The 25,700-nt window shown below is 69.7% G+C and carries 23 protein-coding genes; 12 read left to right on the top strand and 11 right to left on the bottom strand.

The window, feature by feature from the left end; genetic code table 11:
• Positions 1-18: 18 nt before the first annotated feature.
• Entirely contained in the window at positions 19-1,389 is a 1,371-nt protein-coding gene (locus tag K244_RS0119680; RefSeq protein WP_020188012.1) for a PLP-dependent aminotransferase family protein, read from the top strand.
• Positions 1,390-1,413: 24 nt separating this feature from the next.
• On the opposite strand, the gene K244_RS0119685 is transcribed toward K244_RS0119680, so the two are convergent.
• Entirely contained in the window at positions 1,414-1,815 is a 402-nt protein-coding gene (locus K244_RS0119685) for a DUF983 domain-containing protein (RefSeq protein ID WP_020188013.1), read from the bottom strand.
• A 222-nt stretch (positions 1,816-2,037) separates the two neighbouring features.
• Positions 2,038-3,843 carry a methanol/ethanol family PQQ-dependent dehydrogenase gene (locus K244_RS0119690; RefSeq protein WP_020188014.1) on the bottom strand — a complete coding sequence of 602 codons (1,806 nt, stop codon included), beginning with the start codon at positions 3,841-3,843 and terminating at the stop codon, positions 2,038-2,040.
• 213 nt (positions 3,844-4,056) lie between these two features.
• Between K244_RS0119690 and K244_RS0119695 the strand changes: the two genes are divergently transcribed.
• Both K244_RS0119695 and K244_RS0119700 read left to right on the top strand, forming a co-directional pair.
• Positions 4,057-5,469, top strand: a complete 1,413-nt coding sequence (locus tag K244_RS0119695) for a histidine kinase (RefSeq protein WP_020188015.1) — start codon at positions 4,057-4,059, stop codon at positions 5,467-5,469.
• Positions 5,470-5,473: 4 nt separating this feature from the next.
• Positions 5,474-6,136, top strand: coding sequence for a response regulator transcription factor (locus K244_RS0119700; RefSeq protein WP_020188016.1), 663 nt, complete (start codon positions 5,474-5,476; stop codon positions 6,134-6,136).
• Between the two features lie 30 nt (positions 6,137-6,166).
• On the opposite strand, the gene K244_RS0119705 is transcribed toward K244_RS0119700, so the two are convergent.
• The 7 genes from K244_RS0119705 to K244_RS0119735 all read right to left on the bottom strand — a co-directional run bounded on the left by K244_RS0119705 (position 6,167) and on the right by K244_RS0119735 (position 13,837).
• On the bottom strand, positions 6,167-7,678 hold the full coding sequence (locus K244_RS0119705; RefSeq protein ID WP_020188017.1) for a PLP-dependent aminotransferase family protein: 1,512 nt from the start codon (positions 7,676-7,678) through the stop codon (positions 6,167-6,169).
• A 69-nt stretch (positions 7,679-7,747) separates the two neighbouring features.
• Positions 7,748-8,569, bottom strand: coding sequence for an ABC transporter permease subunit (locus tag K244_RS0119710; protein WP_020188018.1), 822 nt, complete (start codon positions 8,567-8,569; stop codon positions 7,748-7,750).
• Complete coding sequence (locus K244_RS0119715; protein ID WP_020188019.1) at positions 8,569-9,429, bottom strand: ABC transporter permease; 861 nt, start codon at positions 9,427-9,429, stop codon at positions 8,569-8,571. The genes K244_RS0119710 and K244_RS0119715 overlap by 1 nt, the downstream gene beginning before the upstream one ends.
• Entirely contained in the window at positions 9,426-10,505 is a 1,080-nt protein-coding gene (locus K244_RS0119720) for an ABC transporter ATP-binding protein (RefSeq protein WP_020188020.1), read from the bottom strand. Before K244_RS0119720 ends, K244_RS0119715 begins: the two co-directional genes overlap by 4 nt.
• A 129-nt stretch (positions 10,506-10,634) precedes the next feature.
• Complete coding sequence (locus K244_RS0119725) at positions 10,635-11,831, bottom strand: extracellular solute-binding protein (RefSeq protein WP_020188021.1); 1,197 nt, start codon at positions 11,829-11,831, stop codon at positions 10,635-10,637.
• 118 nt (positions 11,832-11,949) lie between these two features.
• Positions 11,950-12,891, bottom strand: a complete 942-nt coding sequence (locus K244_RS0119730) for an aminotransferase class IV (protein WP_020188022.1) — start codon at positions 12,889-12,891, stop codon at positions 11,950-11,952.
• Positions 12,892-13,045: 154 nt separating this feature from the next.
• Positions 13,046-13,837, bottom strand: coding sequence for a DeoR/GlpR family DNA-binding transcription regulator (locus K244_RS0119735; RefSeq protein WP_020188023.1), 792 nt, complete (start codon positions 13,835-13,837; stop codon positions 13,046-13,048).
• A gap of 119 nt (positions 13,838-13,956) precedes the next feature.
• Between K244_RS0119735 and K244_RS0119740 the strand changes: the two genes are divergently transcribed.
• From K244_RS0119740 to K244_RS0119760, 5 genes are all read left to right on the top strand, one after another.
• Positions 13,957-15,339 carry an NAD(P)/FAD-dependent oxidoreductase gene (locus K244_RS0119740; RefSeq protein WP_020188024.1) on the top strand — a complete coding sequence of 461 codons (1,383 nt, stop codon included), beginning with the start codon at positions 13,957-13,959 and terminating at the stop codon, positions 15,337-15,339.
• The gene (locus tag K244_RS0119745; protein WP_020188025.1) at positions 15,336-16,322 is read left to right on the top strand and encodes an FAD-dependent oxidoreductase; all 987 of its coding nucleotides are present in this window, start codon (positions 15,336-15,338) and stop codon (positions 16,320-16,322) included. The genes K244_RS0119740 and K244_RS0119745 overlap by 4 nt, the downstream gene beginning before the upstream one ends.
• A 10-nt stretch (positions 16,323-16,332) precedes the next feature.
• A complete protein-coding gene (locus K244_RS0119750; protein WP_020188026.1) occupies positions 16,333-17,745 on the top strand; it encodes an FGGY family carbohydrate kinase in 1,413 nt (470 codons plus the stop codon).
• Between the two features lie 237 nt (positions 17,746-17,982).
• On the top strand, positions 17,983-19,458 hold the full coding sequence (locus K244_RS0119755; RefSeq protein WP_020188027.1) for a protein adenylyltransferase SelO: 1,476 nt from the start codon (positions 17,983-17,985) through the stop codon (positions 19,456-19,458).
• A gap of 81 nt (positions 19,459-19,539) precedes the next feature.
• Positions 19,540-19,779 (top strand): hypothetical protein, encoded by a 240-nt coding sequence (locus K244_RS0119760; protein WP_020188028.1) that lies wholly within the window; start codon positions 19,540-19,542, stop codon positions 19,777-19,779.
• 48 nt (positions 19,780-19,827) lie between these two features.
• On the opposite strand, the gene K244_RS22365 is transcribed toward K244_RS0119760, so the two are convergent.
• A complete protein-coding gene (locus K244_RS22365; protein ID WP_020188029.1) occupies positions 19,828-20,136 on the bottom strand; it encodes a hypothetical protein in 309 nt (102 codons plus the stop codon).
• 275 nt (positions 20,137-20,411) lie between these two features.
• On the opposite strand from K244_RS22365, the gene K244_RS0119770 reads away from it, so the two are divergent.
• The 4 genes from K244_RS0119770 (at position 20,412) to K244_RS23300 (ending at position 24,628) form a co-directional block, all read left to right on the top strand.
• Positions 20,412-20,609: a hypothetical protein gene (locus K244_RS0119770; protein ID WP_020188030.1), complete on the top strand. Its 198-nt coding sequence runs from the start codon at positions 20,412-20,414 to the stop codon at positions 20,607-20,609.
• Between the two features lie 149 nt (positions 20,610-20,758).
• Complete coding sequence (locus K244_RS0119775) at positions 20,759-20,938, top strand: hypothetical protein (RefSeq protein WP_020188031.1); 180 nt, start codon at positions 20,759-20,761, stop codon at positions 20,936-20,938.
• Positions 20,939-21,165: 227 nt separating this feature from the next.
• A complete protein-coding gene (locus K244_RS0119780) occupies positions 21,166-22,842 on the top strand; it encodes an electron transfer flavoprotein-ubiquinone oxidoreductase (protein WP_020188032.1) in 1,677 nt (558 codons plus the stop codon).
• Positions 22,843-23,410: 568 nt separating this feature from the next.
• Positions 23,411-24,628, top strand: a complete 1,218-nt coding sequence (locus K244_RS23300) for a reverse transcriptase domain-containing protein (RefSeq protein WP_155931871.1) — start codon at positions 23,411-23,413, stop codon at positions 24,626-24,628.
• Positions 24,629-24,666: 38 nt separating this feature from the next.
• Here K244_RS23300 and K244_RS0119785 read toward each other — a convergent pair whose 3' ends face one another.
• On the bottom strand, positions 24,667-25,296 hold the full coding sequence (locus K244_RS0119785) for a hypothetical protein (RefSeq protein WP_020188033.1): 630 nt from the start codon (positions 25,294-25,296) through the stop codon (positions 24,667-24,669).
• Positions 25,297-25,700 lie beyond the last annotated feature (404 nt).

A 25,700-nucleotide genomic window follows, 5' to 3' on the forward strand; every position in this document is an offset into this window, starting at 1 on the left:
CATGGATGAGGGCCGGGAATGAGCGGCGCGACGTCGTGGACGCCCCGGATCGACCCCGCGGGCGGGCCGCTTTATCTGCAGATCGCGGACTCAATAGAAGGCGCCGTCGCTTCCGGCGCGCTCCGGGAGGGCGACCGGCTGCCGCCGCAGCGCAGCCTCGCGCAGGCGCTCTCCGTTGATCTGACCACGGTGACGCGGGCCTACGCGGAGGCACGGCGCCGGGCCTTGCTCGACGCGGTCACGGGACGCGGCTCGTTCGTCGCGGCCCGCCGGGACCCCACGGCGCCGCCGATCGACCTCGGCATGAACATTCCGCCCGCGCCGCGCGGCGTGCGGCTCGCGGAGGTTCTCGGTCGGAGCGTCGCCGATCTCGTGGCGCGGACCGACATCGACCAGCTGATGTCCTATCACCCTGGCGCCGGCTCGGTCTCCGACCGTGCGGCGGCGGCGGCCTGGCTGCGGCCGACGTTGGGCGCGGTCGACCCAGACCGCATCCTCGTCGCGGCGGGGGCGCAGGGCGCGATGGCGGCGATCGCCACGACGCTTGCGCGGTCCGGCGACGCCATGGCCTGCGAGCCGCTGGTCTATCCCGGCGCTTTGTCGATCGCTCATCAGTACGGTCTCGAGCCGCGCGCGGTCGAGGGGGACGCGGACGGCATGCGGCCGGAGGCGCTCGATCGCCTGTGCCGGACGCGCAAGCCGGCCTTCGTTTACCTCAACCCGACGATCGGAAACCCCACCGCGATCACGATGCCGGAGGCGCGACGGCGCGCCTTGGCCGAGGTCGCGGCCGCCCACGGCCTGCCGATTCTGGAGGACGATCCCTATTCGCCGCTGGCGATGGGCGCGCCGCCGCCCTTCGCGACGCTTGCGCCCGACCTCACCTGGCACGTCCACACCCTGTCGAAATGCCTGACGCCGGGCCTACGGGTGGCCTACGTGGTCGCGCCGTCGCCGGCCGCGCGCGCCGAACTGGTCGCCGGCCTTCGCGCCGTCAGCCTGATGGCGCCGCCGCTGATGACCGCGGTGCTGGGACGCTGGATCCGGGAGGGGACGGCGCAGGCCTTTCTCGACGGCGTGCGCACTGAAGCCGCCGCGCGCCAGACGCTGGCCCGCGCGGCGTTGCCGGACGCGCGCGCGCACCGGAACGGCCTGCATCTGTGGCTGCCGCTGCCGGCGCGCTGGGATCGACACCGCCTGGCGGACCGGGCGCGGGCGCAGGGGCTCGCCGTCACGCCGTCCGACGCGTTCAACGTCGGCGGGCCTGCGGTCGAGGCGGTGCGGATTTCGCTCGGCGCGGTGCCGGAGCGGGCGCGGCTCGCCGCCGCGCTCACGACGCTGGCCGAGATCCTGCGCGACGGCCGCCGGACGCTGCACGACGTGGTCTGAGCGCCGTCGACGCGAAGGCGACGCTCAGCGCTCGGCGTCGTCCTCTTCGCCGGGGCGTACGAGACGGCCCTCGGCGGCCTTATGGTAGTACTGGCTCGCGACCAGCCAGCCCTTCAGCGGCCTCAGGGGCGGCAGCAGCGTCGCCAGCATGATCGGCACCGTCGTGAAGAGGTGGAGCCAGTACGGCGCCTGGTAGGCGAGCTCCAGCCAGACCGCGAAGCAGGCCGAGGGCAGGCAGGCGAAGGTGATGGCGAAAAAGGCCGGCCCATCCGCCGGATCGGCGAAGGAATAGTCGAGGCCGCAGACCTCGCACTTCGGCTTCAGCGTCAGGAACCCGTTGAACATCTTCCCCTCGCCGCAGCGCGGGCAACGGCCGCGCACGCCCACGTCGTAGGGGTTCTGGCGGGGGTAGGTCGCCGCCGTCATGGGAGCCTCCTCTGGGTCCTTCATGCGGAGGAGATAGGGTGCGAAACATACATTGTCAATAATGTATGCAGACACGTTGTTGGCGCCGGTGCAAAAAAAGTCGGCGAGCCCACGAGGGAGCTCGCCGTGTCCATAAGTTCTGCGTCGGGGCCGAGGGAGGAAGGGAAGCCCGGACACGCTATGGAAAAGCGGGGGGCCCGAAGGTCCGGGCCCGAAATCAGGTCAGCGCGGCAGCTCGAACACCGTGAGCTGTCCGCCGAGAGCGGTGTACTGGGCGAGCGCGGCGTAGCCGCCGACCGCGCCGAGGCCCTCGTTGCCGCCGGTCAGGCCGGCCGCGAGGCCGATGCCGGCCCAGCCGCCGACGCCCGAGAGCACCGCCACGTACTGCCGGCCCTTGTTCTCGTAGGTCATGACGTTGCCGACGATGCCGGACGGCGTCTTGAACTTGTAGAGCTCCTTGCCGGTCTTGGCGTCGACCGCCTTCAGGTAGCCCTCGAGCGTGCCGTAGAACACCACGCCGCCGGCGGTCGCCAGCGCCCCGGACCACACGGAGAACATCTCCTTGTTGGACCAGACGATCTTGCCCGCCTTGTTGTCCCAGGCGATGAAGTTGCCCATGCCGCCGTGGCTGTTGGGCGCCGGGTACATCGAAAGCGTCGCGCCGACGTAGGGCTGGCCGGCGGTGTAGGCCACCTGGAACGGCTCGTAGTCCATGCAGACGTGGTTGGTCGGGATGTAGAACAGCTCGGTCTCGGGCGAGTAGGCCGAGGGCTGCTGGTCCTTGGTGCCGAGCGCGGTCGGGCAGATGCCCTGGCTGTTCACGTCCTCGCCGTTCTGCTCCGTCGAGTACTTGGCGACGACGAGCGGCCGGCCGTAGGTCTTTGACGACTTGTCCATGTCGACCTTGGTGGCCCAGTTCACCACCGGATCGTACTTCTCCGCGACCAGCAGCTCGCCGGTCTCACGGTCGACCGTGTAGGCGAAGCCGTTGCGGTCGGGATGGGTGAGGAGCTTGCGCGCCTTGCCCCCGATCGTCTGGTCCGTGAGGATCATCTCGTTGGTGGTGTCGTAGTCCCACTCGTCGTGGGGCGTGACCTGATAGACCCACTTGGCGACGCCCGTGTCGGGGTCGCGCGCCCAGATCGTCATCGACCACTTGTTGTCGCCCGGCCGCTGCTTCGGGTTCCAGGTCGAGGGGTTGCCGGAGCCGTAATAGACGAGGTTCAGCTTCGGATCGTAGGAGTACCAGCCCCAGGTCGTGCCGCCGCCGATCTTCCACTGGTCGCCCTGCCAGCTCTTCAGCGACGAATCCTTGCCGATCGGCTTCCCGAGCTCGGTGGTCTTCTCCGGGTCGACCAGGAGATCCTTGTCCGGCCCCATCGAATAGGCGCGCCAGGCCAGCTTGCCGGTCTTGAGGTCGTAGGCGGTGAGGTGGCCGCGCACGCCGAACTCGCCGCCGGCGATGCCGACCAGCAGCTTGTCCTTCACCGGCAGCACGGTGGCGGTGTTGGTCTCGCCCTTCTTCGGGTCGCCGTTGACGACCGACCAGATCTTCTTGCCGGACTTGGCGTCGAGCGCGACGACCGTGGTGTCCGCCTGCTGCAGGAAGATCATGCCGTCGGCGTAGGCGACGCCGCGGTTGACGGTGTCGCAGCACATCACCGGGACCACGTTCGGGTCCTGGCGGGGCTCATACTTCCAGATGATGCGGCCGTTGTCGTTGAGGTCGAGCGCGAACACGTTGTTCGGGAACGGCGTGTGGACGTACATGACGTCGCCGACGACAAGCGGGCCGCCCTCATGGCCGCGCAGCACGCCGGTCGAGAAGGTCCAGGCGACCTGGAGCTTGTCGACGTTCTTCGCGGTGATCTGGTCGAGCTTGGAGTAGCGGGTGTTGGCGTAGTCGCCGGTCTGGATGCCCCACTGCTTGGGGTCCTTGAGGATCGCCTCGACGCTGTCGTTGGCGAAAGCGGGCGCGGATCCGGCGAGGATCGCGGCGCCGAGGCCGAAAAGCAAAGCGCGTTTCATGGACGTTCTCCGGAAGCGCGGGCGGCGCCGGCGGCGTCTTTTGTTTCGTCTCGAGCGTTCCGTCCGCTGTCCTTGTGAAACTGCTGATAAGAGCGAGGATCCCAAGAGCCGGGCTCCCGACTTGCGCTGGGAACTTCTCCTGATCTCGCAGGGGACACTTGCTTTCGGAGCCCTGGTCTTAGACACCAAGACGTTGAGACGGAAGGCGAAAACATGTCGCTGGTGGCGGCCCTCGTTCTGCGGATCTTCGCCGTCGTCGCCCTGTGCCTCGCCTGCGCGGGCGCCTGGACGATGATCGAGGCGAACCGCGTCATCCGGGACGAGGTCACGGCGACCGCGCAACGGGTCGAGCGCGAGGCCCGGAACCTCGCCTGGCGCGAGGTCATGTTCCGCGGCGCGCAAGGGTCGGGCGCCAAGCTCGCCTTTCCCGAATGGCGCACCGCGGACACGCTCCGGATCATCGGTCCCGGATTCTGCGTGACGCTCGCCTGGACGGGCGACGCGCCGACCCGCTTCTGCGGCGGCCTGTCCGAAGTCGGCGAGGCGCCCCGCTGGTTCGAAGCCCTGAACGGCGCGCTGTTCGGCGCGGTCGAGCCGGCGACGCGCAAGGTCGCGAGCGGCCGCCACGAGGTCGGGACCGTTGAAGCGGAGGCGGAGCCGGGAACGGTGGCCTGGCGGGCCTGGCGGCAGGTCAGCGTCGTGATCGGCGTCGCGGGCGCGATGGCGATCGCGATCGCGCTGCTCGCCACGCTCGCGATCGGCCACGCGCTGCGTCCGGTCGAGACCATCGTGCGGGGGCTGAATCGGCTGGAGGGCGGCGACCATTCGGTGCGGCTGCCGCACTTCGCCGCCCGCGAGTTCGCCCATGTCGCCCGGGCGTTCAACGACCTGACGGAGCGCCTCGCCCGCACCACCGAGGCGCGCGCGGCCGTGACCCGGCGGCTGTTCAACGTGCAGGAGGAGGAGCGCCTCGCCCTGGCGCGCGATCTCCACGACGAGTTCGGCCAGTGCCTCACCGGCGCCCGCGCGCTCGCCGCCGCGATCGCCTCCGCGAGCGCCAGGGACCGGCCCGACATCGCCGAGAGCGCCCGCGAGATCGCGGGCCTCAGCGAAGGCATGGCCGCCACGCTGAAGAACGCGCTCGCCCGGCTGCGGCCGCCGGAGCTCGACGACGTCGGGCTGGAGCACAGCCTCGCGCATCTGGTGGCGAGCTGGAACGCGCGCGTCGCGATCGCGGCGCAGCGCCCGGTGTTCCGGCTCGAACTCGCGGGCGACGTCGACGGCGCGCCGGAGCAGGCGGCGCTGACGGTCTACCGCATCGCGCAGGAAGGGCTGACCAACGCCGCGAAGCACGGCCGGCCGCAGGAGGTGCGCCTGCGCGTCGAACGCTCGGCGGAGCCGACCGACGCCGTCGCGGTGACGGTCGAGGACGACGGCGGCGGCTCGGCCCAGGATCTCGGCGCCGGCCGCGGACACGGCCTCGTCGGCATCCGCGAGCGCGTCGACGCCCTCGGCGGCCGGTTCGACGCGGACGCCACCGGGCGCGGCGTCCGGATCTCGGCGGTGATCCCGCTCGCGCGCGCCGGCGAGCTGCGCGGCCCGACGATCGAGCACAAGGCGGCCTGAGGCGATGAGCGACCTTACGATCCTTCTGGTCGACGACCACCCGGTCGTGCGCGCCGGCTACCGCAAGCTGATCGAGCTTCAGCCGGGCTACCGCGTCACCGGCGAGGCCGACAGCACGGCGGCCGCCTATCTCGCCTACCGCCGGGAGCCGGCGGACATCGTCGTCGTCGATCTCAGCATGCCGGGCTCGAGCGGGCTGGAGGCGATCCGGCGCATTCGCGCGGTCGACCGCAAGGCGCGCATCCTGGTGTTCACGATGCACGAGGGCCTGTCCTACGCGCTGAAGGCCTTCGAGGCCGGCGCGGCGGGCTACGTCACCAAAAGCAGCCCGCCCGAGGCGCTGATCGCCGCGATCGCGACCATCGCGGCCGGCGGCAAGGCGGTCAGCGACGACATCGCCCACGAGATCGCCGTCGAGCGGCTCTCCGGCCGCAAGTCGCCGCTCGAGGCGCTCGGGCCGCGGGAGGTCGAGATCCTGCAGCTGATCGCCTCCGGCATGACGACCGACGAGATCGCCGACGCGCTCTCGCTCAGCCAGAAGACGATCCAGAACTACCACTCCGGCATCAAGGCGAAGCTCAACGCCCGCACCGACGCCAACCTCGTCTGGGTCGCGATCGACGCCGGCCTGCTCGAGATGCGCGCCGCGGGCGGCGGCGTGGCCTGATTCTAAGCCTGTCCGCCTCTCCGCCGCGATTCAGTTCGCGCGTGGCGTCTGATCGAGGCGCAGGAGCACCGTCCGCAGGGTCTCCACGCCCTCGTCCATCTGCTCCGCCGAAAAGGCGCTGAAGCCGATGGTGACGAGATCGTCGACCTCGGCCTCGCGGGCGAGCGCGGAGAGCGGCATCAGCTCGAGCCCCTCCTGGATCGCGGCGGCGGCCACCCGCCGCGCGCTCAGGCCGGGCCGCAGCCGGGCGACGATCTCCATGCCGGTCTCGGTCGGCTCCGGGGTCATCCAGTCGCCGAGCCGTCGGGCGATGGCGTCGAGAAGGTGGGCCTGCCGCTGGGCGTAGAGCTTGCGCATGCGGCGCACGTGGCTGGCGAAATGCCCCTCGCTCATGAAGCGTGCGACCAGCGCCTGCTCCAGCATGGGCGAGTAGCGGCCGGTGACGGAGCGGGCGGCGACGAAGGCCTCGACCAGCGCGTCCGGCACGACCGCGAAGCCGAGCCGGAGGCCCGGAAACAGCGTCTTCGAGAAGGTGCCGAGGTAGATCACGCGGCCCTCGCGGTCGAGCGCGTGCAGGGCGGGCAGAGGGCGCCCGGCGTAGCGGAACTCGGCGTCGTAGTCGTCCTCGAGGATCCAGGCGTCGGCGCGGCTCGCCCAGTCCAGCAGCGCGCGCCGCCGCTCCAGGCTGAGGCTCATGCCGAGCGGGAACTGCTTCGAGGGCGAGACATAGGCGAGCCGCGCGTCGGGCGCCCGCGCGACGCCTGCCGCGACGTCCAGCCCGTCGGCGTCGACCGGCACGGCCACGGGCCGCGCGCCCGCCGCCGTGACGGAGGCGTAGGCGCCGTCGTAGCCCGGATCCTCGCACCAGGCGGTCTCGCCCTCGGTCAACAGGATGCGGCAGGCGAGGTCGACCGCGTGCTGGGCGCCGGCGAAGACCACGACGTTCTCCGGCCGGCAGACGAGGCCGCGGCCGAGCGTGACGTGCTCGACGATGGCGGCGCGCAACGGCGCGTAGCCCTGTGGGTCGCCTTCGCCCATCAGCTCGCCGGCGAGCTCGGGGCTCATCTTGCGGTAGATGTCGGCCGCGAGCTTCGCCCAGACCTGGACGGGGAAGGCGTCGACGGCCGGGAAGTTGGAGCGGAACGGCACGGGGCGGCGCATGTGCCGGAGCGTGGCGGGAACGTCCGCGAAGCCCGAGCCGCAGGCGAAGGAGCGGTCGAGCGTGCCGGCGGCGCGGAGCGCGGGGTTGATGCGCGCCGGCGCGGGCGTCGCGGCTTTCGACGGCGGCTCGCGGGCGACGTAGGTGCCGGAGCCGCTTTGGCCTTCGAGGAAGCCCTCCGCCGTCAGGTGCTCGAACGCCAGCATGATGGTGTTGCGGGAGACGCCCAGAAACTGCGCAAGATCGCGCGTCGAGGGCAGCTTTTCGCCCGGCTTGATGGCGCCGGCGGCGATCCCGTCGACCAGCCGATCGTAGAGCTGCCGATGCAGCGGCGCGTCGGGCCGGCGTTCGAGGTCGAGACCGAGGGCGTCGAGCAGGGGCAAGGCGGCATCCGGGCGAGGGGGCGCGTGACGCCGACCGCACGCAAGATTCGCGCCGCGGGGGCGCGGCGCTCAGACCGCCGCCCGCTCCCGTTCCGGCCGATGCCCGAAGGTGGCCAGCCCGGTGCGCATCAGCACGAACATCACCGCCAGCACGCAGAGCACCACGAGGTTCACGCAGGTCGCCAGCGCATAGAGCTCCGGCTTCACGCCGTAGCGCAGCGCGCCCCAGGCGACCGAGGGCAGGGTGGGCGTGGCGCCCAGCAGGTAGAACGAGATCTCGAGATTGTTGAACGCCATGATGAAGGTGACGATGAAGGCGCCCAGCAGCCCAGGCCAGATCAGCGGCAGGGTCACCTCGAAGAAGGTGCGCGCGGGCGTCGCGCCGAACACCATGGCGGCGTCGTCGAGCCGCCAGTCGTAGCGGTAGAGCTGCGTCGCCATGATCAGCAGGGCGTAGGAGAAGCAGTGCACGACGTTGGCGAGCACCGCCGAACCGAGGTTGCCCTGGAGCCCCAGGAACAGGCCGCTGAAGATCAGCGAGGAGATGCCGAGCAGCACCTCGGCCACGAACAGCGGCGCGATGAACAGCGTGAGGAACAGGGTGGTCTTCCGGCCCGCGTGCCGCATCAGCCCGATGGTGGCGGCGCCGGCGAGGGCGGTGGAGAGCGTCGCCACCAGCACGCCCAGCAGCAGGCTGTTGCCGAGCGCGGTCTGGTAGAGCGAGTTGCCGAGCAGCCGGGACATGGTCGCGAACGACCAGTGCGGCGGGTAGGGGAAGCTCGAGTTCCGCGACAGGCTGGCGAGCCCGATGTGCACGATCGGCAGGTAGAGGAAGAGGTACGAGACGACGACGGTCGCGATCAGCGCGATCTTGCCCGGACGAAACCGCATCAGCTCCTCCCGAAGCCCGTGAAGCCGGTGCGGCGCAGGTCGACCGTGCGGAACGCCACGAACACCGCCGCGATCGAGAGCGCGAACAGCACCACGCCCATGGCGGCGCCGAGCGCCCAGGTTCCGCTTTCGCCGAACTGCTGCGCCATCGCCATGCCGTAGAGCGTGCCGTTGGGGCCGCCGAGGAAGCGCGGGGCGAGCGTCGCCGAGAGGCAGGGGATGAAGCAGAGCGCGAAGCCGATCAGCGTGCCGAACAGGTTGAGCGGCCAGGCGATCTCGAAGAAGGCGCGCGCCGGGCTCGCGCCGAAGATCTTGGCGGCGTCGAGCAGCCGCTGGTCGAAGTTCAGCAGCGACAGGTAGATCACCGTGACGACGATCGGCAGGTAGAGGTAGACGAGGCCGATCGCGCTCGCGACGTTGGTGTACATGATGGCGCGCAGCGGCGCGGCCCCGAGCGACATCAGCACGCCGTTGACGAGGCCCACGGGTCCGAGCAGTCCCTGCAGCGCGATCACCCGCAGCACCTCGCCGGTGAGGAACGGCACCGCGAAGCCCAGCGTCAGCAGCAGCTTGTAGCGGCCGCCGTAGAGCGTGATGCCGTAGGCGACCGGCCAGGCGATGGCGGTGCAGATCACCGAGACCGCGGTCGCCATCGCGAGCGAGCGGAGGAGGAAGGTGGCGTAGGCCCCGTCGGTCGCCAGCACCCAGTAGTTCCTGAGGTTCCAGTCCTGGACGATGTGGTAGTTCTCGGTCCGCCAGACGCTGAGCACGAGCATCGACAGCAGAGGCAGGACGAACAGCGCGATCAGGAAGACGGTCGGAACGCCGAGCGTCAGCCAGGGGGCGAGGCGGCTCCTCACGCGGCGGCCTCCTTTTCGGGGAAGAGGTCGACGTCTTCCGGGTCCCAATGCGCGACCACGGCGTCTCCGGCGGAGAACTCTACCTCCGCGCGGGGCCGGCTCGCGATCATCTCGCCGGCGGCCCAGGTCAGGACATACTCGGCGTAGGCGCCGCGCAGGATGACGTGCTTGACCGTCGCCGCCAGCGCGTTCGCGCCGAGGGCGCGAAGCGTCTCCGGGGTCCGCAGCCGGACCTTCTCGTTCTTCACATAGGCCGCGACCGAGCCCTCCTTGAGCCCCGGCCGGTCGGCGGTCGCGAGCGCGACGGCGCCGGCGTCGATCGCCGCGGTCGCGCCCTCGCGCTTCAGCACGCCGACGAAGCGGTTCGAGCGCCCCACGAACTGGGCGATGAAAGCGGTCTTCGGCCGATCGTAGATCTCGGCGCGCGGCGCGAAGTCTTCGATCCGGCCGTTCCGCACCACCGCGATCCGGTCGCTCATGGAGAGCGCCTCCTCCTGGTTGTGCGTGACGTAGATGAAGGGGATGCCGAGCGCCGTCTGGTGCTTGCGGATCTCGACCTCCATCTCCTGCCGCAGCTCGCGGTCGAGGTTGGCGAGCGGTTCGTCGAGCAGCAGCGCCTTCGGCCGGCCGACGAGCCCACGGCCGAGCGCGACGCGCTGCTGCTGGCCGCCGGACAGCTGGTTGGGGTAGCGGCCCTCGAGCCCGCGCAGCGAGAGGATGCCGAGCACCCAGTCGATGCGCTCGTCCATCTCCGTCTTCGGCAGCTTCAGCATGCGCAGCGGGAAGGCGAGGTTTTCACGCACGGTCCGGTGCGGGAACAGCAGGAACTCCTGGAACACCATCGCGACGCCCCGCTTGTGCGGGGCTAAGTCGGTGACGTCCTCGCCGCCGATCAGCACGCGGCCGTTGGTCGGCTTTTCCAGCCCGGCGATGATGCGCAGCAGGGTGGTCTTGCCGGAGCCGCTCGGGCCCAGCAGCGAGACGAACTCGTTCTTCTCGATCGCCATCGCCACGCGGTCGACGGCCCATGCGGCGCCGTACTGCTTCGAGACGCCGTCGAGGGAGATGTAGGACACGCGCTGGGAACTCCTGCGGACGACGCGGATCGGAAAAGGCTCGCGCGCCGGCGTTCGTGGGCGAGACGGACGCCGGCGCGCTGCTTGAGCGCGCGCGGCCCGCGAAGGAGCCGCGCGCGCTCAAACGGCTCAGGCGGCCTGCATGCGCGACCAGACCCGCTCCCACTTCTCCGTCGAGGACGGCTGGTCGAACATGTACATGTCCGACAGCTCCTCGGTGCGGTCCATGAGGTAGAGCTTCTGCTCCTCGGGCGTCGCGATCGAACGGATGTCGATGGTGGTCGAGGCGCCGCCGATCAGCGCCTGCTGCTTCATGATCTCGGGCGCGAGCATCATGTCCATGAACTGCTCGCAGAGCGTGAGCATGGGGCCGTCCGCGACGCCGGAGGTCACGAGCCAGGTGTCGACCCAGCCGAGGCCGCCTTCCTTCGGGATGAGCTGGTGGGCGAAGTCGGCGTCGATCTCGCCCTTGGCCTTCTTGGCGAGCAGCACGCGGTAGGACTGCGCGAACTCCGGCGCCGCGGCGATCGCGCCGCTCTCGAGCAGCTGCTGCAGCGTGTTGTTGTCGTTGTAGCGGGTGAGCAGCAGCTTCTTCTGCTCGATCAGGAGCTTCTCGACGCCTGCCAGCTCTTCGTCGGTGAGGACGTAGGGGTTGAATGGCTTGCCGTCCGGGCGCGGCTTGTCCTTGGTGCCCATGCGGGTCGCGACCAGGATGCCGGCGAGCGCGATGTTCTCCTCGAAGCGCGCGCTGGTGGCGAGCCGGCCGGAGAACTCGGGGTCGAACAGGCACTCGATGCTCTGGACCTTGTCCTTCGGCATCATCGCGGTGTTGTAGGTCGTGCCGTAGCTGCCCCAGCACCAGGTGACGCCGAAGTGCTTGCCGGTGGCCTCGTCGGTCAGCAGCTTGAAGCGATCCGGCTTGAACACTGGGAACACCTTGGCCGTGTTCGGGATCTTGGCGTAGTCGATCGCGCGGATCAGCTTCTCGCGGTAGTACAGCCCCGGCCAGAAGCCGTCGGCCTGCACCAGGTCGAAGTCCCGCGTGCCGCCGACGCGCAGCTTGTTGTAGGCCTCGGAGTTGCCGTCGAAGAAGGTCGGCGAGAACTTGACGTTGTGCTTGTCCTCGAAGGCCTTGATGACCTCGGGGATGGCGTAGACCTCCCACATCAGGGCGCGCAGCGTGGTCGGCGCGGCGGAGGCCGGGCGGACGTAGGGCGTCGCCAGCGCGGCGGCGGCGCCAGCGGCGATCGTCTTCAGCGCCTTGCGGCGGTCGAAGCCCGCGGGCGAGGCCGCAGACCCAAGCGGTAGGCTGTCGTTCGTCGTCATGGCCAAGCCCTTGTCACGAGGTGTGTGAGCGTCTGAGCCTGCCTTGGTCGTTCCCCGATTTTTTAGCGCGGGCCTCGGCCGCAGGCGGCAGCCGGGCCCGCTTCGCAGTCCGGTCCGTTCAGGCCGCGGCCTTGAACGGGTTTTCGGCGTCGTCGTAGTTGACCGGCGTCATGTGCCAGCCCTCCACATGCTTCCGCCAATAGGTGTCCTTGAGCTTCTGGCTGATCGGCCCCGGCCGGTCGTTGCCGTAGATCCGGTCGTTGACGCGCGAGCAGGGCATGACGCCGCCGGCGGTCGTCGCGGTGAACACCTCGTCGGCGTCCATCAGGTCCTCGAAGGTGATCGGGCCGATGACCGGCTCCAGCCCCAGCTCCGGGCAGAGGTCGAGCACGGACAGGCGGGTGACGCCCTCGAGCGCGCCGCGGTCCGGCGTGATCACCTTGTCGCCTTTGACGATGAAGACGTTGAAGCCGGCGCCCTCGGTCAGGTAGCCTTCCTGGTCGAGCAGGATGGCCGTGTCGAAGCCCTTGTCCTTCGCCTCGAACATGCCGCGGGTGAAGTCGCGCCACATGTAATTCTTGAGCGTCGGGTCGAGCGACTTCGGCGAGATGCGCGGCACGGAGGCGACCAGCAGATGCGCGCCGCGCTCCTGCACCTCGGGCTTGATCACGTCCACCCACGGCACCGCATAGGCGATGAAGGTGTTGTCGCAGTCCATCGGGTCGCGCGAGCCGTAGACGCGCGGGACGCCGCGGGTTGACAGCATGGCGACGAAGGCGCGCTTCAGGCCGGAGAGCGCCACGACCTTGCCGAGTATCTCGCGCATCTCGTCGCGTGTGACGCCCGGGTCGAGCCGGTAGCCGCCGAGCGACTTGTGGAAGCGGGTGAGGTGGTCTTCGAGGCGGAAGAAGGCGCCGTCGGTGACGTGCACGACGTCGTAGGTGACGTCGGAATGGGTGAAGCCCCAGTCGCCGACCGGGATCTTGGCTTCCGCGATCGGCACGTACACGCCGTTCATGTAGGCGGCGCCCATCGAGAAGTCCGGCGCAGTGTCGCTCATGTGGTTCGCTCCTGAAAGCGGGATCGCTCGCGTTCGGACGCCACGTTCGCGCTCAAGCGGTCTGGCCAAAAGCGCCGCTTGGGCAAGAAACGACAGGGCCACTTTTTAAGCGCGCTCATTTTCGAGGCTGTGACGCGCGCGACCGCAGCCGGCCTCACGACGGCATGTTCCCGGCGCGCGCGGCGACCACCTCGACCCCGGCCGCAACCAGCGCGTCGGCGATTGGGCCCACCGGGACCGCGTCCGTGACGATGCGGCTGATCGCCTCCAGCGGCGCGACGACGAACGGCGCGCTGCGGTCGAACTTCGAGGCGTCGGCCAGCACCGTGACGGCGCGCGCCTGCGCCACCATCGCGCGGGCGATCTCGGCCTCGCGGGCGTCGTAGTCGAGCACGCCCGCCTCATGCACGGCGCCGACGGTCAGCACCGCGTGGACCGCGTGGAAGCGGCGGATCTGGTCGATCGCCATGGCGCCGAGGCATTCGGCGCCGCCGTCGCGGTACTCGCCGCCGAGCAGAAATGCCTGAGCGTCCTCGCCGCGGGAGGCGAGGGCTGCGATCGCCGCCGAATTGGTGATGACGGTGAGCCCGCGCGCCCGCGACAGCTCCTCGGCGAACAGCAGCGTGGTGGTGCCGGTGTCGACGAACAGCGTGTCGCCGGGCCGGAACAGCCCGATCGCCGCGCGCGCGACGGCGCGCTTGGCGGCGGCGTTCTCCGCGAGCCGCGCCTGGAACGGGCCTTCGCGGTCCGGCTCGTACAGGCTCAGGCCCGGCAGCGTGGCGCCGCCGTGCAGCTTGCGGAGCCGGCCCTGGCCGTCGAGTTCGGCGAGATCGCGGCGGATGGTCTCGCGGGAGGCGTCGAGCGCGTCGGCGAGAGCGTCGACCGACACCCTCTCCCGCTCCAGCACCATCGCCACGATCCGCTCGCGCCGCTCGTCCGGCCTCATGCCGCGCCTCTCCCCTGCGATGTGAGAACGGTCATTCATGTTGACCGAACAGTCAAGTTGAGAGTTTCATGCTGTGGAAACGAGGCCACGGGGCGTCGAAACCGGGAGCAGCGAGCGGGATGCCCGTCGCGGACGTCGCGATCATCGGAGCGGGCGTGGTCGGCTGCGCCATGGCCCGGCGCTTCGCTCTCGAAGGCGCGAAGGTGCTGGTGCTGGAGCGCGGCGCCGATCTGCTGTCGGGCGCGAGCAAGGCCAACAGCGCCATCCTGCACACCGGCTTCGACGCCCCGCCCGGGAGCCTCGAGCACGCGTGCGTGCAGGCGGGCTACGCCGAGTACATGGCGATCCGCGGGCGCCTCAACCTGCCGGTGCTCGAGACGGGCGCCATGGTCGTGGCCTGGACGGAGGCGGAGCAGGCCGCGCTCGACGGCGTCGAGGCGCAGGCGCGGGCGAACGGCGTCGACGACGTGCGGCGGCTCGGCCCCGCCGAGATCCGGGCGCGCGAGCCCCATCTCGGCGCGGGCGCGCGCGAGGCGCTGCTGGTCCCGCGCGAGCATGTCATCGACCCCTGGTCGCCCTTCCTCGCCTATCTCCTGCAGGCGAAGGCGCTTGGCGCGGAGATCCTGTTCGGCGCCGAGGTCGCCTCCGCGCGGTTCGAGGGCGAACACTGGGCGCTCCAGACCCCCCGTGGGCGCCGCCGCGCCCGCGTCGTGATCAACTGCGCGGGGCTGCACGGCGACCTCGTCGATCGCCGTCTGCTGGGCGCGAGCGCCTTCGAGATCCGCCCGCGCAAGGGCCAGTTCGTGGTGTTCGACAAGGCCGCCGCCAGCCTGCTCCGCACCATCGTGTTGCCGGTGCCGACCGAGCGGACCAAGGGCGTCGTGCTCTGCCGCACGGCGTTCGGCAACGTGCTGGTGGGGCCGACAGCCGAGGAGCAGCAGGACCGCGATTGCGCGGCGACCGACGAGGCCGCGCTCAAGTCTCTGATCGCGCGCGCGGTCGAGATGCTGCCGGCGCTCGAGGGCATGCCCGTCACCGCGACCTACGCCGGCCTGCGCCCCGCGACCGAGGAGAAGGGCTACCGGATCGCCGCGACGCCGGAGCGGAACTGGATCACCGTGGGCGGGATCCGCTCCACCGGCATGACCGCGGCGCTCGGGATCGCCCGCCATGTCTACGGGCTCTACGAGGGCATGGGCCATTCCCATGCGGCGGTCTCAGCGCCCGAATGCCGGCCCATGCCCAACCTCGCCGAGCACCTGCCGCGCGACTGGAGCAAAGCCGGCCACGGCGGCGTCGTCTGCCACTGCGAGCTTGTCACCCGACGCGAGATCGAGCGGGCGCTGGCCGGTCCGCTGCCGGCGGGCGATTTCGGCGGCCTGAGGCGCCGCACCCGCTGCGCCATGGGGCGCTGCCAGGGTTTTCATTGTCTCGCCCGCATCGCGGCCCTGACCGAGGGCCGTCTTGCCGCGCCGCTCGCAAGCCCGCCCGAGGCCGCGTGAGCGCCGCGGCCATCGACGTCGCAGTCGACGCGCTGGTCGTCGGCGCCGGACCCGCGGGGCTCGGTCTCGCGACGCGGCTGAAGGCGTCGGGCGTCGCGTCGGTGCTGGTCGTCGACCGGGAGGCGGACGCCGGCGGCAACCCACGTCACTGCGGCCACCCGCCGTTCGGCCTCCGCGAGTTCGGCCGCGTGCTGACCGGGCCGGCCTACGCCCGGCGGCTGGCGGCGCGAGCGGTCCGCGCGGGCGTCGCCTTCCGGCTCGCGACCAACGTGGTGGAGATCGCCCGCGAGGGCGAGGCGATCGTCGTCACGACCACCGGCGACGACGGCGTCCGCCGCATCGCCGCGCGGCGGCTGGCGCTCGCGACCGGCGTGCGCGAGACCCCCCGCGCGGCCCGCCTAGTCTCGGGCGAGCGGCCGCTCGGCGTGCTCACCACGGGCGCGCTGCAGGCTTTCGTGTATCTGCACGGCATAGCGCCGTTCCGCCGGCCTGTGGTGGTCGGCACGGAGCTCGTCGCGCTGTCGAGCCTGCTCACCTGCCGAAAGATCGGCGCGGCGCCGGTCGCCATGGTGGAGGAGCAGGCCGGGCCGCAGTGTTTCCCGCTGTTCATGGCGCTGCCGCGCCTGCTCGGCGTGCCGCTGCATTACGGCGCCAAGGTCGTCGACATCGCCGGGAGCCCGCGGGTGCGGCGGGCGACGCTCGCCCATGCCGACGGCGCGAGCTCGGAGGTCGCCTGCGACGGCGTGCTATTCACCGGCCGCTTCACGCCCGAAGCGAGCCTCGCCCGCGCCGCAGGCCTGACCATGGACCTCGAGCGCGGGCGGCCCGTCCTCGACGCCTTCGGCCGATCGAGCGATCCGCGGATCTTCGCGGCCTGCGTGCTCGACCGAAGCGTCGAGACCGCGGGTTGGTGCTGGTCTCGCGGACGGGCGATCGCCGATCATATCGCCGCCGACCTCGCCGGCCGGCTGGCCGCCCCGTAACGTGGCCGCCATGAGGATCGCGGCGATCGACCAGGGCACCACCTCCACCCGCGCGCTCGTGGTCGACACGGGCGACGGGACCGCCGTGATCGCGCACGCCGTGCGCCACGCGCAGAGCCACCCCGCCCCCGGCTGGGTGGAGCACGACGCCGAGGAACTGCTCGCCAACGTCCGCGCCTGCATTGCGGCGGCCGGCCCTGTCGACGCGCTGGCGCTCGCGAACCAAGGCGAGAGCTGCCTCGCCTGGGACGCCGTCACCGGCGAGGCGCTGTCGCCGGTGATCGTGTGGCAGGACAACCGGACCACTGACGCGGTGGCCGGACTGGCCGATCACGCGGCGCTGGTCGAGGCTCGCGCCGGCCTTCCGCTCGACGCCTACTTCTCGGCCTCCAAGCTCGGCTGGCTGCTCCGTCATCTCCCGCGCGTGCGGGCGGCGCGGGAGGCCGGGCGGCTGCGGCTCGGCACGACCGACGCCTTCTTTCTCGATCGGCTCGCGGGCGTCTTCGCGACCGACGCCGCCACCGCTTCGCGCACGTCCCTCATGCGGCTCGCGACCGGCCGCTGGGACCCGGAGCTCTGCGCACTGTTCGGCGTTCCCATCGACTGCCTGCCGGAGATCCGCCCGACCGTGGGCGGCTTCGGCCGCATCGAAGGCGTCCCGGTCGTCGCCTCCGTCGTGGACCAGCAGGCGGCGCTCTACGGCCACGGCTGCCGCGCGCCGGGCGACGCCAAGATCACCTTCGGCACGGGCGCCTTCGCGCTGGCGGTGACCGGCGGCGAGATCGTGCGGGCGGCGGGGGAGGGGTTGCTGCCGACCGTCGCCTGGGCGATCGGCAAGGCGACCACATACGCCGTGGACGGCGGCGTCTACGATGCGGGCTCCGCCGTCGAATGGGCGATGCGCGTCGGGATCGTCGACGATTTTTCACAGCTCGACGGCTTCACGGAGCCGCCCGCGATCGACCGCGGGCTGGTCTTCGTTCCCGCGCTGTCGGGCCTCGCCTGCCCGCACTGGGACCGCTCGGCCGCCGCGCTGTTTCTCGGCATGTCCGCCGCCACCACCCGCGTCGATCTCCGCCAGGCGCTGCTGGAGGGGATCGCGCTCCGGACCGCGGAAGTAGTCGCGGCGATCCATGCGCGCGTCGCCCTCGCGCCGTCGATCTCCATCGACGGCGGCCTCAGCCGCAGCGGCTACTTCGCGCAGTTCCTCGCCGACAGCCTCGGGCGGGAAGTCGTGGTCGGCGCCTTCGACGAGCGCACGGCCTTCGGCGCCGCGGCGCTCGCCGCCTCCGCCTTCGGGATCGACCTCGCGGCCCCTGCGGAGGCCCGCCGCCATGCGCCCCGCGGACCCGAGACGCGCGACGCCCGCCGCGCGCGCTTCGCGGAGGCCGTGGCTCGCACCCGCGGCTGGCGCGCCGTGTGACGGTTGGCTTGGATGGCGTGCGTGCTTCGAGACGCCCGCCGAATGGCGGGCTCCTCAGCATGAGGAGGTCTTGGGTCCCAGCAAGGTCTTGGGTTCCAGAAAGCAAACCTCCTCATGCTGAGGAGCCTCGCGTTAGCGAGGCGTCTCGAAGCACGCACGCCCTGAGCGCGGCCTTCAATCCGCGCGACGCGAAGCCCATATGGCGAGGACGCCCGCCTCCGGACCGCCAGGACCCTCGTGACCCTCAGCATCCCCTTCGACAACAGCTACGCCCGCCTGCCCGACGCGTTCCATCGCCGGACGCCGCCGACGCCGGTGGCCGCGCCGCGCCTCGTCGCGCTGAACCGGGGGCTCGCCGATGAGCTGGGGCTCGATCCCGAGGCGCTGTCGGGCGAGGCGGGGGCGCAGGCCTTCGCCGGCAACGCCGTGCTCCCGGGGTCCGATCCGATCGCCGCGGCCTACGCCGGGCACCAGTTCGGCCAGTTCGTGCCGCAGCTCGGCGACGGGCGGGCGATCCTGCTGGGCGAGGTCGTGGACCGGGCCGGCGTCCGCCGCGACATCCAGCTCAAGGGCTCGGGCCCGACGCCGTTCTCGCGCAACGGCGACGGGCGGGCGGCGCTGGGGCCGGTGCTGCGGGAGTACCTCGTGAGCGAGGCGATGGCCGCGCTCGGCGTGCCGACCACGCGCGCGCTTGCGGCGGTGACGACCGGCGAGGCCGTGCATCGGGAGCGCAAGCTGCCGGGCGCCGTGTTGACGCGCGTGGCCGCGAGCCACATCCGCGTCGGCACCTTCCAGTTCTTCGCCGCCCGGCGGAACCTCGAGGCGCTGACCGCGCTGGTCGATCACGTCGTCGCCCGGCACTATCCCGAGAGCGCCACGCGGCCCGACCGGGCGCTCGCGCTGCTCGAGGGCGTCGTCGCGCAGCAGGCCGCCCTCGTCGCGCAGTGGATGCACGTCGGCTTCGTGCACGGCGTCATGAACACCGACAACTGCTCGATCGCCGGCGAGACCATCGACTACGGCCCCTGCGCCTTCCTCGACGCCTACGATCCCAAGGCGGTGTTCAGCTCGATCGACCGCCACGGCCGCTACGCCTTCGCCAACCAGCCTGCGATCGCGCACTGGAACCTGACGCGGCTGGCCGAATGCCTGCTGCCGCTGATCTCCGACGACGAGGACCGCGCCATCGCGCAGGCGAGCGAGGCGCTCGACGGCTTCGCCCCCGCCTTCGAGGCCGCCTATCTCGCCGGCTACCGCGGCAAGCTCGGCCTGCGGACGGAGGAGGCGGACGACGCGGAGCTGGTCCAGGACCTGCTCGACCGCATGGCGGAGGGCCTCGCGGACTACACCCTGACCTTCCGCAGGCTCGGAGCGGTCGCGGAGGGCGACCCCGCGGCGGCCGCCCGCGACCTGTTCGTCGATCCGACGGCTTTCGACGCCTGGGCGGAGCGCTACCGCGACCGGCTCGCACGCGAGCCCGATGACGCTGGCGCGCGCCGCGGGCGAATGGCCCGCGCGAACCCCGCGCTCATCCCCCGCAACCACCTTGTGGAGGCCGCGCTCGCCGCAGCGGTCGAGGACGGCGACTTCGCGCCCTTCGACGCGCTTCGGGCCGCGCTATCCGACCCCTATGGCCCGGAGGCCGACGCCTCGCCCTACGCCGACGCGCCGCCGGTCGCGGAGGCGCCCTACCGGACGTTTTGCGGCACCTGAGCGGGCGCGGGGGCGGACAGGGCGCGGCCCTTGGGCTAGGAAGCCGAAGCTTCCGCGTTCGAAACTGACGGAGATGGACCCATGTCGCCTGCCGAGTACCGCGCCGCGCTAACCGAAGTCGGGCTCTCGCTGTCGAGCGCGAACAAGTTCTTCCAGGCCGACGAGCGCACCACGCGGCGCTGGGCGGCGGACGACAACGGCAAGGACGTGCCCCGCGCCGTGGCGATCACGCTCCGGCTGATGGCGAAGTACAAGCTGACGCCCGAAGACGTCACGGTGCTGATGAACGAGGCCGAAGACGGGCGCGACGCCTCGGCTTGAGAGACGCCGGCGGCCGCACAGGAGCGGTCGCCGGCGTCCGGTCGGCGATCAGCGCCAGTCGTTGCGACGCTCGCGCCGGTCGTCGCGCCGGTCCTCTTGACGCTCGCGCTGAGCGCGGCGGCGGTCCTTCGCGTCGTCGCGGCGGTCGTCGATGCGCTGAGCGCGTCGGTCGGCGTCGCGACGCGCCTCCCACGCCCGCCGCGCGCGGTAATCGTCCCGCCGTCCACGGTAGTCCTCGCCCACCACGATGGTGCTGCGCTCGTAGCCGTACCCGCCGCCGTAGCCGCGCCGTTCGCCGTTGCAGCCGGCGAGCGCCAGAGCGCAGGCGCCGACGGCGAGCAAGATCATCGGTTTCATCGGTCGTTCTCCCATTGCGCCCATCGGTCTGAGCTCGATGGACGGTTCGCGACGCCGCGACCGCGTCCGGTCCCTCGGCGAGGGCGCGGACGCGGTCCGGCGCGCGTTCGAATCCCGCGCGTCGCGCGGGGGGCCTCTTCTTACCCCATCCCGGGCGATCTGGCTCAGGCGGACCCGCCGCTGCGGCGCATGCGCGCGGAAAACGTAAAATAGTTTGACAAATTGCCGGCTTGTTCCAACATGCGGCCCGTAACGCCACCGCTGAGGAGCGACACATGGCTGATGAGACCGCGCCCGCGACCGACGAGAAGAAGACCGCCGCGCGCGAGGCGAAGCGAGCCGCGCGCGTGGCCGCGGGCGCCGAAGCGAAGACCACGAAGCGCGAGGCCACGAAGGCCGCGCGCATCGCCGCCAAGCGCAAGGAGCGCCGCGCCGCGAAGCCCAAGGCGGCCCCGGCTGCTGAGCCGGCTTGAGCTAAGCCGCGCCGCCTAGCGGGAGGCCGCCCCGGCGGGCGGCTTCCCCACGACCTCCGCGCGCAACGCGTCGCCGCTATTGCGCTGCGGTATGTTGACTCGCCGCCCGCGTTTTTCCACACTCCTCGCCAGGTGCTGAGGGGTGCGGCATGAACGATTTCGAGAGTGATTTCGGAAATCGGGAGACGGCTTCCGAAGAGGCGGGCTGGGACTTCCGCTCGCTGAGATGCGAGCCCGCCGCGGCGCACCGCGTCGCCGAGCAGGAACGGCGCGAGGTCAACGAGGGCCGGCAGCGCTGCCTGCAGACCGCCGCGCAGGAGCCTCGCTGAACAGGGTCGCTGAGCCGGCGACACCTCCGATCACGCCCGCAAGCCGCCCCCTCAGGCGGCTTTTTTCATGCCCGGGCCCGGTCGCCGCCCAGGCGCTCTCCACCTTTGGTCACGAATTGCTCGCTTCGGACGATCGTCGCCCTAGCCTTGGACGGGCAGGGATGCGAACCGTTCCAACGTGCGCCGCAGCGCACCCAAAGCGTTCGAGTTGAGGAGCCAGGGCTGAGATGAGCGATGGAGCGGCGGGCGCGGCGGATCTTCCCGAGCGCGAGGGCATGGACTTCGACGTGGTCGTGGTCGGCGGCGGCCCGGCGGGCCTCGCAACCGCGATCCGCCTGAAGCAGCTCGACCCCGAGCTCTCCGTCGTCCTGCTGGAAAAGGGTTCTGAAGTTGGCGCCCATATCCTGTCGGGCGCAGTGGTCGACCCCATCGGCCTCGACGCGCTGCTGCCGGACTGGCGCCAGGATGAGACGGCCTTCGCCAAGACCGAGGTCTCCGACGACCGCTTCCTCTATCTCACTGAAAAAGGCGCGATCCGGCTGCCGGGCTTCGGCATGCCGAAAATCCTGTCGAACCATGGCGCCTTCGTCGTCTCGCTCGGCGACGTCACCCGCTGGCTGGGCGCGCAGGCCGAGGCGCTCGGCGTCGAGATCTACCCCGGCTTCGCGGCGAACGAGATCCTGTTCGACGCCTCGGGCGCCGTCACCGGCGTCGCCACGGGCGACATGGGGATCGCGAAATCCGGCGAGCCCGGCCCGAACTACACCCGCGGCATGGAGCTGCGCGGCAAATACGTGATCTTCGCGGAGGGCGCCCGCGGCCAGCTCTCGAAGCAGCTCATCAACCGCTTCAAGCTCGACGCGGCCTCCGAGCCGCAGAAATACGGCCTCGGCCTGAAGGAGCTGTGGCAGGTCGATCCGGCCAAGCACAAGCCCGGCCTCGTCCAGCACTCCTTCGGCTGGCCGCTCGACGACAAGACCGGCGGCGGCTCGTTCCTCTACCACTTCGGCGACGGGCTGGTCTCCGTCGGCTTCGTGGTGCACCTGAACTACGCCAACCCCTACCTCTCGCCCTTCGACGAGTTCCAGCGCTTCAAGACGCACCCGGCGATCCGCGACACCTTCGAGGGCGGCAAACGTCTCTCGTACGGCGCCCGCGCCATCACCGAGGGCGGCTTCCAGTCCGTGCCGAAGCTCGCCTTCCCCGGCGGCGCCCTGGTCGGCTGCGCGGCCGGCTTCGTCAACGTCCCCCGCATCAAGGGCAGCCACAACGCGATCCTCTCCGGAAAACTCTGCGCCGAGCATGTGGTGGAGGCGCTGAAAGCCGGCCGCGCCCAGGACGAGCTGTCGGCCTACGACGCCGCCTGGCGCGACAGCGCGATCGGGCGGGACCTCAAGCCCGTCCGCAACGTCAAACCGCTGTGGTCGAAGTTCGGCACCCGCCTCGGTGTGGTGCTTGGCGGTCTCTCCATGTGGGCGGAGCAGTTCGGGCTCTCGCTGTTCGGCACGCTGCCCCACGGCAAGCCGGACTACGCCGCGACGGGCGAGGCAAAGGACTTCGCGCGCATCGCCTACCCCAAGCCCGACGGCAAGATCAGCTTCGACAAGCTGTCCTCGGTGTTCCTGTCCAACACCAACCACGAGGAGGACCAGCCCCCGCACCTCAAGGTCAAGGACATCTCCCTCCAGAAGACCTCGGAGCACGACGTCTACGCAGGGCTGTCGCAGCGCTACTGCCCGGCCGGCGTCTACGAGTGGGTGGAGGAGGGCGCCGACGCGCCGCGCTACCAGATCAACGCCCAGAACTGCGTCCACTGCAAGACGTGCGACATCAAGGACCCTAACCAGAACATCGTCTGGGTCGCGCCGGAAGGCGCGGGCGGGCCGAACTATTCGGGGATGTGAAGAACTCCAAGTACCCCTTTCAGAATCGCTAACGTTTCTTTAGCGTCATTTGCATGACCCGGCGCCATGCCTACGTCGCGGTCTTCGTCCCTTGTTAGTTGCCGGTTGGTCGCGTGTTGAGCGGGGCCGCGGGCGAGCAAGACGTCACCGAGCATCGGACAAGTTGTCCGTCATTGTTTGGACCGTCGCGCAAACGAGGAGCCGAAATGCCTGATAAGCGTATCCAGGATCGGAGCATCAGCTTAAAAGACGAAGGCCGGGCGGGCGAAGCATCCGTTCGCGTTAAGATCACGGCTCGTTCACGGTTTGTTCTTTCGACCGGGATTGTGATCGCCGGGCTGCTTGGCTTAAGCTTGACAAGCGGCGAGAGTGGGAAGGTGTTGGCGGGGTTCTCGCTGGAAGCCTTCGCAAGCTCTCAACCGGACATAAGCTTGCCGGTTGGTCGCGTGTTGAGCGGGGCCGCGGGCGAGCAAGACGTCACCGAGCATCAGACAAGTTGTCCGTCATTGTTTGGACCGTCGCGCTACCGAGCCCCCCAAGGAGCTTCCTGGTACTTGGGGGTAAGAGCTTGAGCCGTTTTGTCGTTAGGCGACTGCCGGCCTCTTTGTCGGAGGCGGCAATCAAAGCGGTTTGGCGTGCCAGCCGCGACGCTAAGCGCAATAAGAGTGGAGCACCTGGTTTGGATGGCGAGAACGCTTCATCCTTTCAGGGCCAGTTGTCTGAGAACATAAAGAACGTCCGGCGAGATATTCAGCTCTCTCGTTTTACTTTCGGACGTCTACGCGGTGCGCCGGTTGTGAAAGCCTCAGGGGGCATGCGCTTAATCGCGATTCCTAATGTGCGGGCGCGATTAGTTCAAAGATGTCTTCTCGCGCATCTCGAGAGTGACAAAAAATTTCCGCAGATGTCAAGCATCGCCTATGGATTTACAAAAGCGCGCACGTTGAAATGCGCGCAGCTTAAAATGCTTGAACTACGCAATTCGTACCCTTGGGTTTTGCAAGTCGATATTATCAAATTTTTCGACGAAATTCAGAGATCTGACGTCAAGAAATTGGTTAGAAGGCACGTAAGGTCAAAGATAGTCTCAGAACTGCTGTGCTCGGCTGTTGATTGTGAGATTGATGATCGCATCGACAGAATTCGGATTTATGCGCAGGATAGTGGTGTCCGAAGAGGAGCGGGGTTGCGACAGGGTATGCCGGTGTCCCCCCTTCTATCGAATCTTCTACTTCGTGAGTTCGACGCGGCCTTGGTAAAGAGGGGCTTGCAAGCCGTTAGATACGCGGATGACATCGCAATATTTGCGAACTCGAAGCAAGAGTGCAGAGATAATTTAGATTTCGTCAAGGCAGAACTTGGAAAGTTAAAATTACGCATTTCGGATATTGAAGACTTGAAAAAAACAATTATCTCAGGTCCAGAAACGACAGTGTACATATTGGGAGTTGATATTAAGAAAGTGGGGCATACATACGAACTGAGGGCTCCCAATAAAAAAATCGAGAATATTAAAGCCCATATGAAGTCGGCATCCAGCCTCGACGAATGCATCAAAAAGAGGTATTCCCTAGCAAAGGTATCAAGTATATTGGATTCTTTTGTCGTAGGTCACTTTGCTGCGTTGTCGGTTGTTGCTGATCGCGAGCAGTTTCTTAACCGTATAAGCGCCGAGAAAGAAAACTGTATAAAGGGACTTCTCGTTGAATTGTTCGGTCAATCTGTTGTTGATAATCTAGACAATAATAAACGAGCAGTTCTTGGGCTGGGGGAGTTTACGACCTAGGCTGCGCAGATGTCCTTTAGTTCAAATCAAACGTTTCGTCATCCCGCCCGCCCCATAGCCTGTCCCACATAGACCACCGCGGCGCAGCCGATGGGAAAGACGATCTCGTTGACGGCGAGCGCCGCGATCTCGGGCGCTGTGGCGAGCGCGGCTGACAGGCGCAAGGCGAGCGCCGCGCCGCCGAAGACGAGGCCCACAGTGAGACCCGTCGCGGCGTAGGGCGGCAATCTCTGGACGCCGCGCTGGACAAGGGTCGCGAGGACGAAGCCGAGCACGGCGTATTCGACCGCCTTCAGCCCGGCGAGCGCGATCAGGGGGAGGGCGGCCGGCTTTGCGCTCAGGCCGATCGCGGCGCTCAAGGTCTGGTTCGCGGCCTTGGCGGCGGCGACGCCGAGCGGCGCGAACAGCGCGGCGACGAGGCCCGCAAGCGCGGCCTTCGCCCGGAACGCCGACACCCCGATCGAGGCCCCGAGGCACACCACCGCCGACCAGGCGACGCCCGCCGCGAGATCGACCGCGAAGGCCGCGGCCGGCACGGAGGAGCCGAAGCTGAGCTTCGCCCCGAGCACCAGCCCCTGCACCACGAACCCCAGCAGCACGGCCAGCGCCGCCAGCGTTCCGATGCGCCGGAGCGGGTCGGCGGTCTCTGGGGCGGGCTCGTCTGCCATGGGGCTCATTTCCCGCACCCGCCGCGCGGCGTCAATGGCGGGGCGGGCCGGCGCTGGATGCGAGCCGCTCCGTCCCCCTCCCCCTTGCGGGGAGGGGTTAGGGGTGGGGGTGGCGCAGGATGGCGCGCGACGGCAAGGAGCGCTCGAAGCGGGCGCGGCGTCGGCGGAGGGAACTCTTTTCTGAACTACCCCCACCCCCACCCCTCCCCGCAAGGGGGAGGGGAGAAGAGCCAGCCCGATCGGCGCGCGGCAGCGTCTAGGACATCGACTTGGCCGATGACGGCGCCGCTGCCTCCCCCTCCCCCTTGCGGGGAGGGATTAGGGGTGGGGGTGGCGCAGGACGGGGCGCGACGGCTGGGAGCGCTCGGAGCGGGCGCGGCGTCGGCGGACGATATTTCATTCGG

This window comes from Methylopila sp. 73B (assembly GCF_000526315.1).
Classification (GTDB): Bacteria; Pseudomonadota; Alphaproteobacteria; order Rhizobiales; family Methylopilaceae; genus Methylopila.

What these genes read in the sequence shown, in the direction of transcription:
- K244_RS0119680 (WP_020188012.1), top strand. Translation starts at nt 19, where the DNA reads ATGAGCGGCGCGACGTCGTGGACGCCCCGGATCGACCCCGCGGGCGGG.
- K244_RS0119685 (WP_020188013.1), bottom strand. Translation starts at nt 1,815, where the DNA reads ATGACGGCGGCGACCTACCCCCGCCAGAACCCCTACGACGTGGGCGTG.
- K244_RS0119690 (WP_020188014.1), bottom strand. Translation starts at nt 3,843, where the DNA reads ATGAAACGCGCTTTGCTTTTCGGCCTCGGCGCCGCGATCCTCGCCGGA.
- K244_RS0119695 (WP_020188015.1), top strand. Translation starts at nt 4,057, where the DNA reads ATGTCGCTGGTGGCGGCCCTCGTTCTGCGGATCTTCGCCGTCGTCGCC.
- K244_RS0119700 (WP_020188016.1), top strand. Translation starts at nt 5,474, where the DNA reads ATGAGCGACCTTACGATCCTTCTGGTCGACGACCACCCGGTCGTGCGC.
- K244_RS0119710 (WP_020188018.1), bottom strand. Translation starts at nt 8,569, where the DNA reads ATGCGGTTTCGTCCGGGCAAGATCGCGCTGATCGCGACCGTCGTCGTC.
- K244_RS0119725 (WP_020188021.1), bottom strand. Translation starts at nt 11,831, where the DNA reads ATGACGACGAACGACAGCCTACCGCTTGGGTCTGCGGCCTCGCCCGCG.
- K244_RS0119730 (WP_020188022.1), bottom strand. Translation starts at nt 12,891, where the DNA reads ATGAGCGACACTGCGCCGGACTTCTCGATGGGCGCCGCCTACATGAAC.
- K244_RS0119735 (WP_020188023.1), bottom strand. Translation starts at nt 13,837, where the DNA reads ATGAGGCCGGACGAGCGGCGCGAGCGGATCGTGGCGATGGTGCTGGAG.
- K244_RS0119740 (WP_020188024.1), top strand. Translation starts at nt 13,957, where the DNA reads ATGCCCGTCGCGGACGTCGCGATCATCGGAGCGGGCGTGGTCGGCTGC.
- K244_RS0119750 (WP_020188026.1), top strand. Translation starts at nt 16,333, where the DNA reads ATGAGGATCGCGGCGATCGACCAGGGCACCACCTCCACCCGCGCGCTC.
- K244_RS0119760 (WP_020188028.1), top strand. Translation starts at nt 19,540, where the DNA reads ATGTCGCCTGCCGAGTACCGCGCCGCGCTAACCGAAGTCGGGCTCTCG.
- K244_RS22365 (WP_020188029.1), bottom strand. Translation starts at nt 20,136, where the DNA reads ATGAAACCGATGATCTTGCTCGCCGTCGGCGCCTGCGCTCTGGCGCTC.
- K244_RS0119770 (WP_020188030.1), top strand. Translation starts at nt 20,412, where the DNA reads ATGGCTGATGAGACCGCGCCCGCGACCGACGAGAAGAAGACCGCCGCG.
- K244_RS0119775 (WP_020188031.1), top strand. Translation starts at nt 20,759, where the DNA reads ATGAACGATTTCGAGAGTGATTTCGGAAATCGGGAGACGGCTTCCGAA.
- K244_RS0119780 (WP_020188032.1), top strand. Translation starts at nt 21,166, where the DNA reads ATGAGCGATGGAGCGGCGGGCGCGGCGGATCTTCCCGAGCGCGAGGGC.
- K244_RS0119785 (WP_020188033.1), bottom strand. Translation starts at nt 25,296, where the DNA reads ATGGCAGACGAGCCCGCCCCAGAGACCGCCGACCCGCTCCGGCGCATC.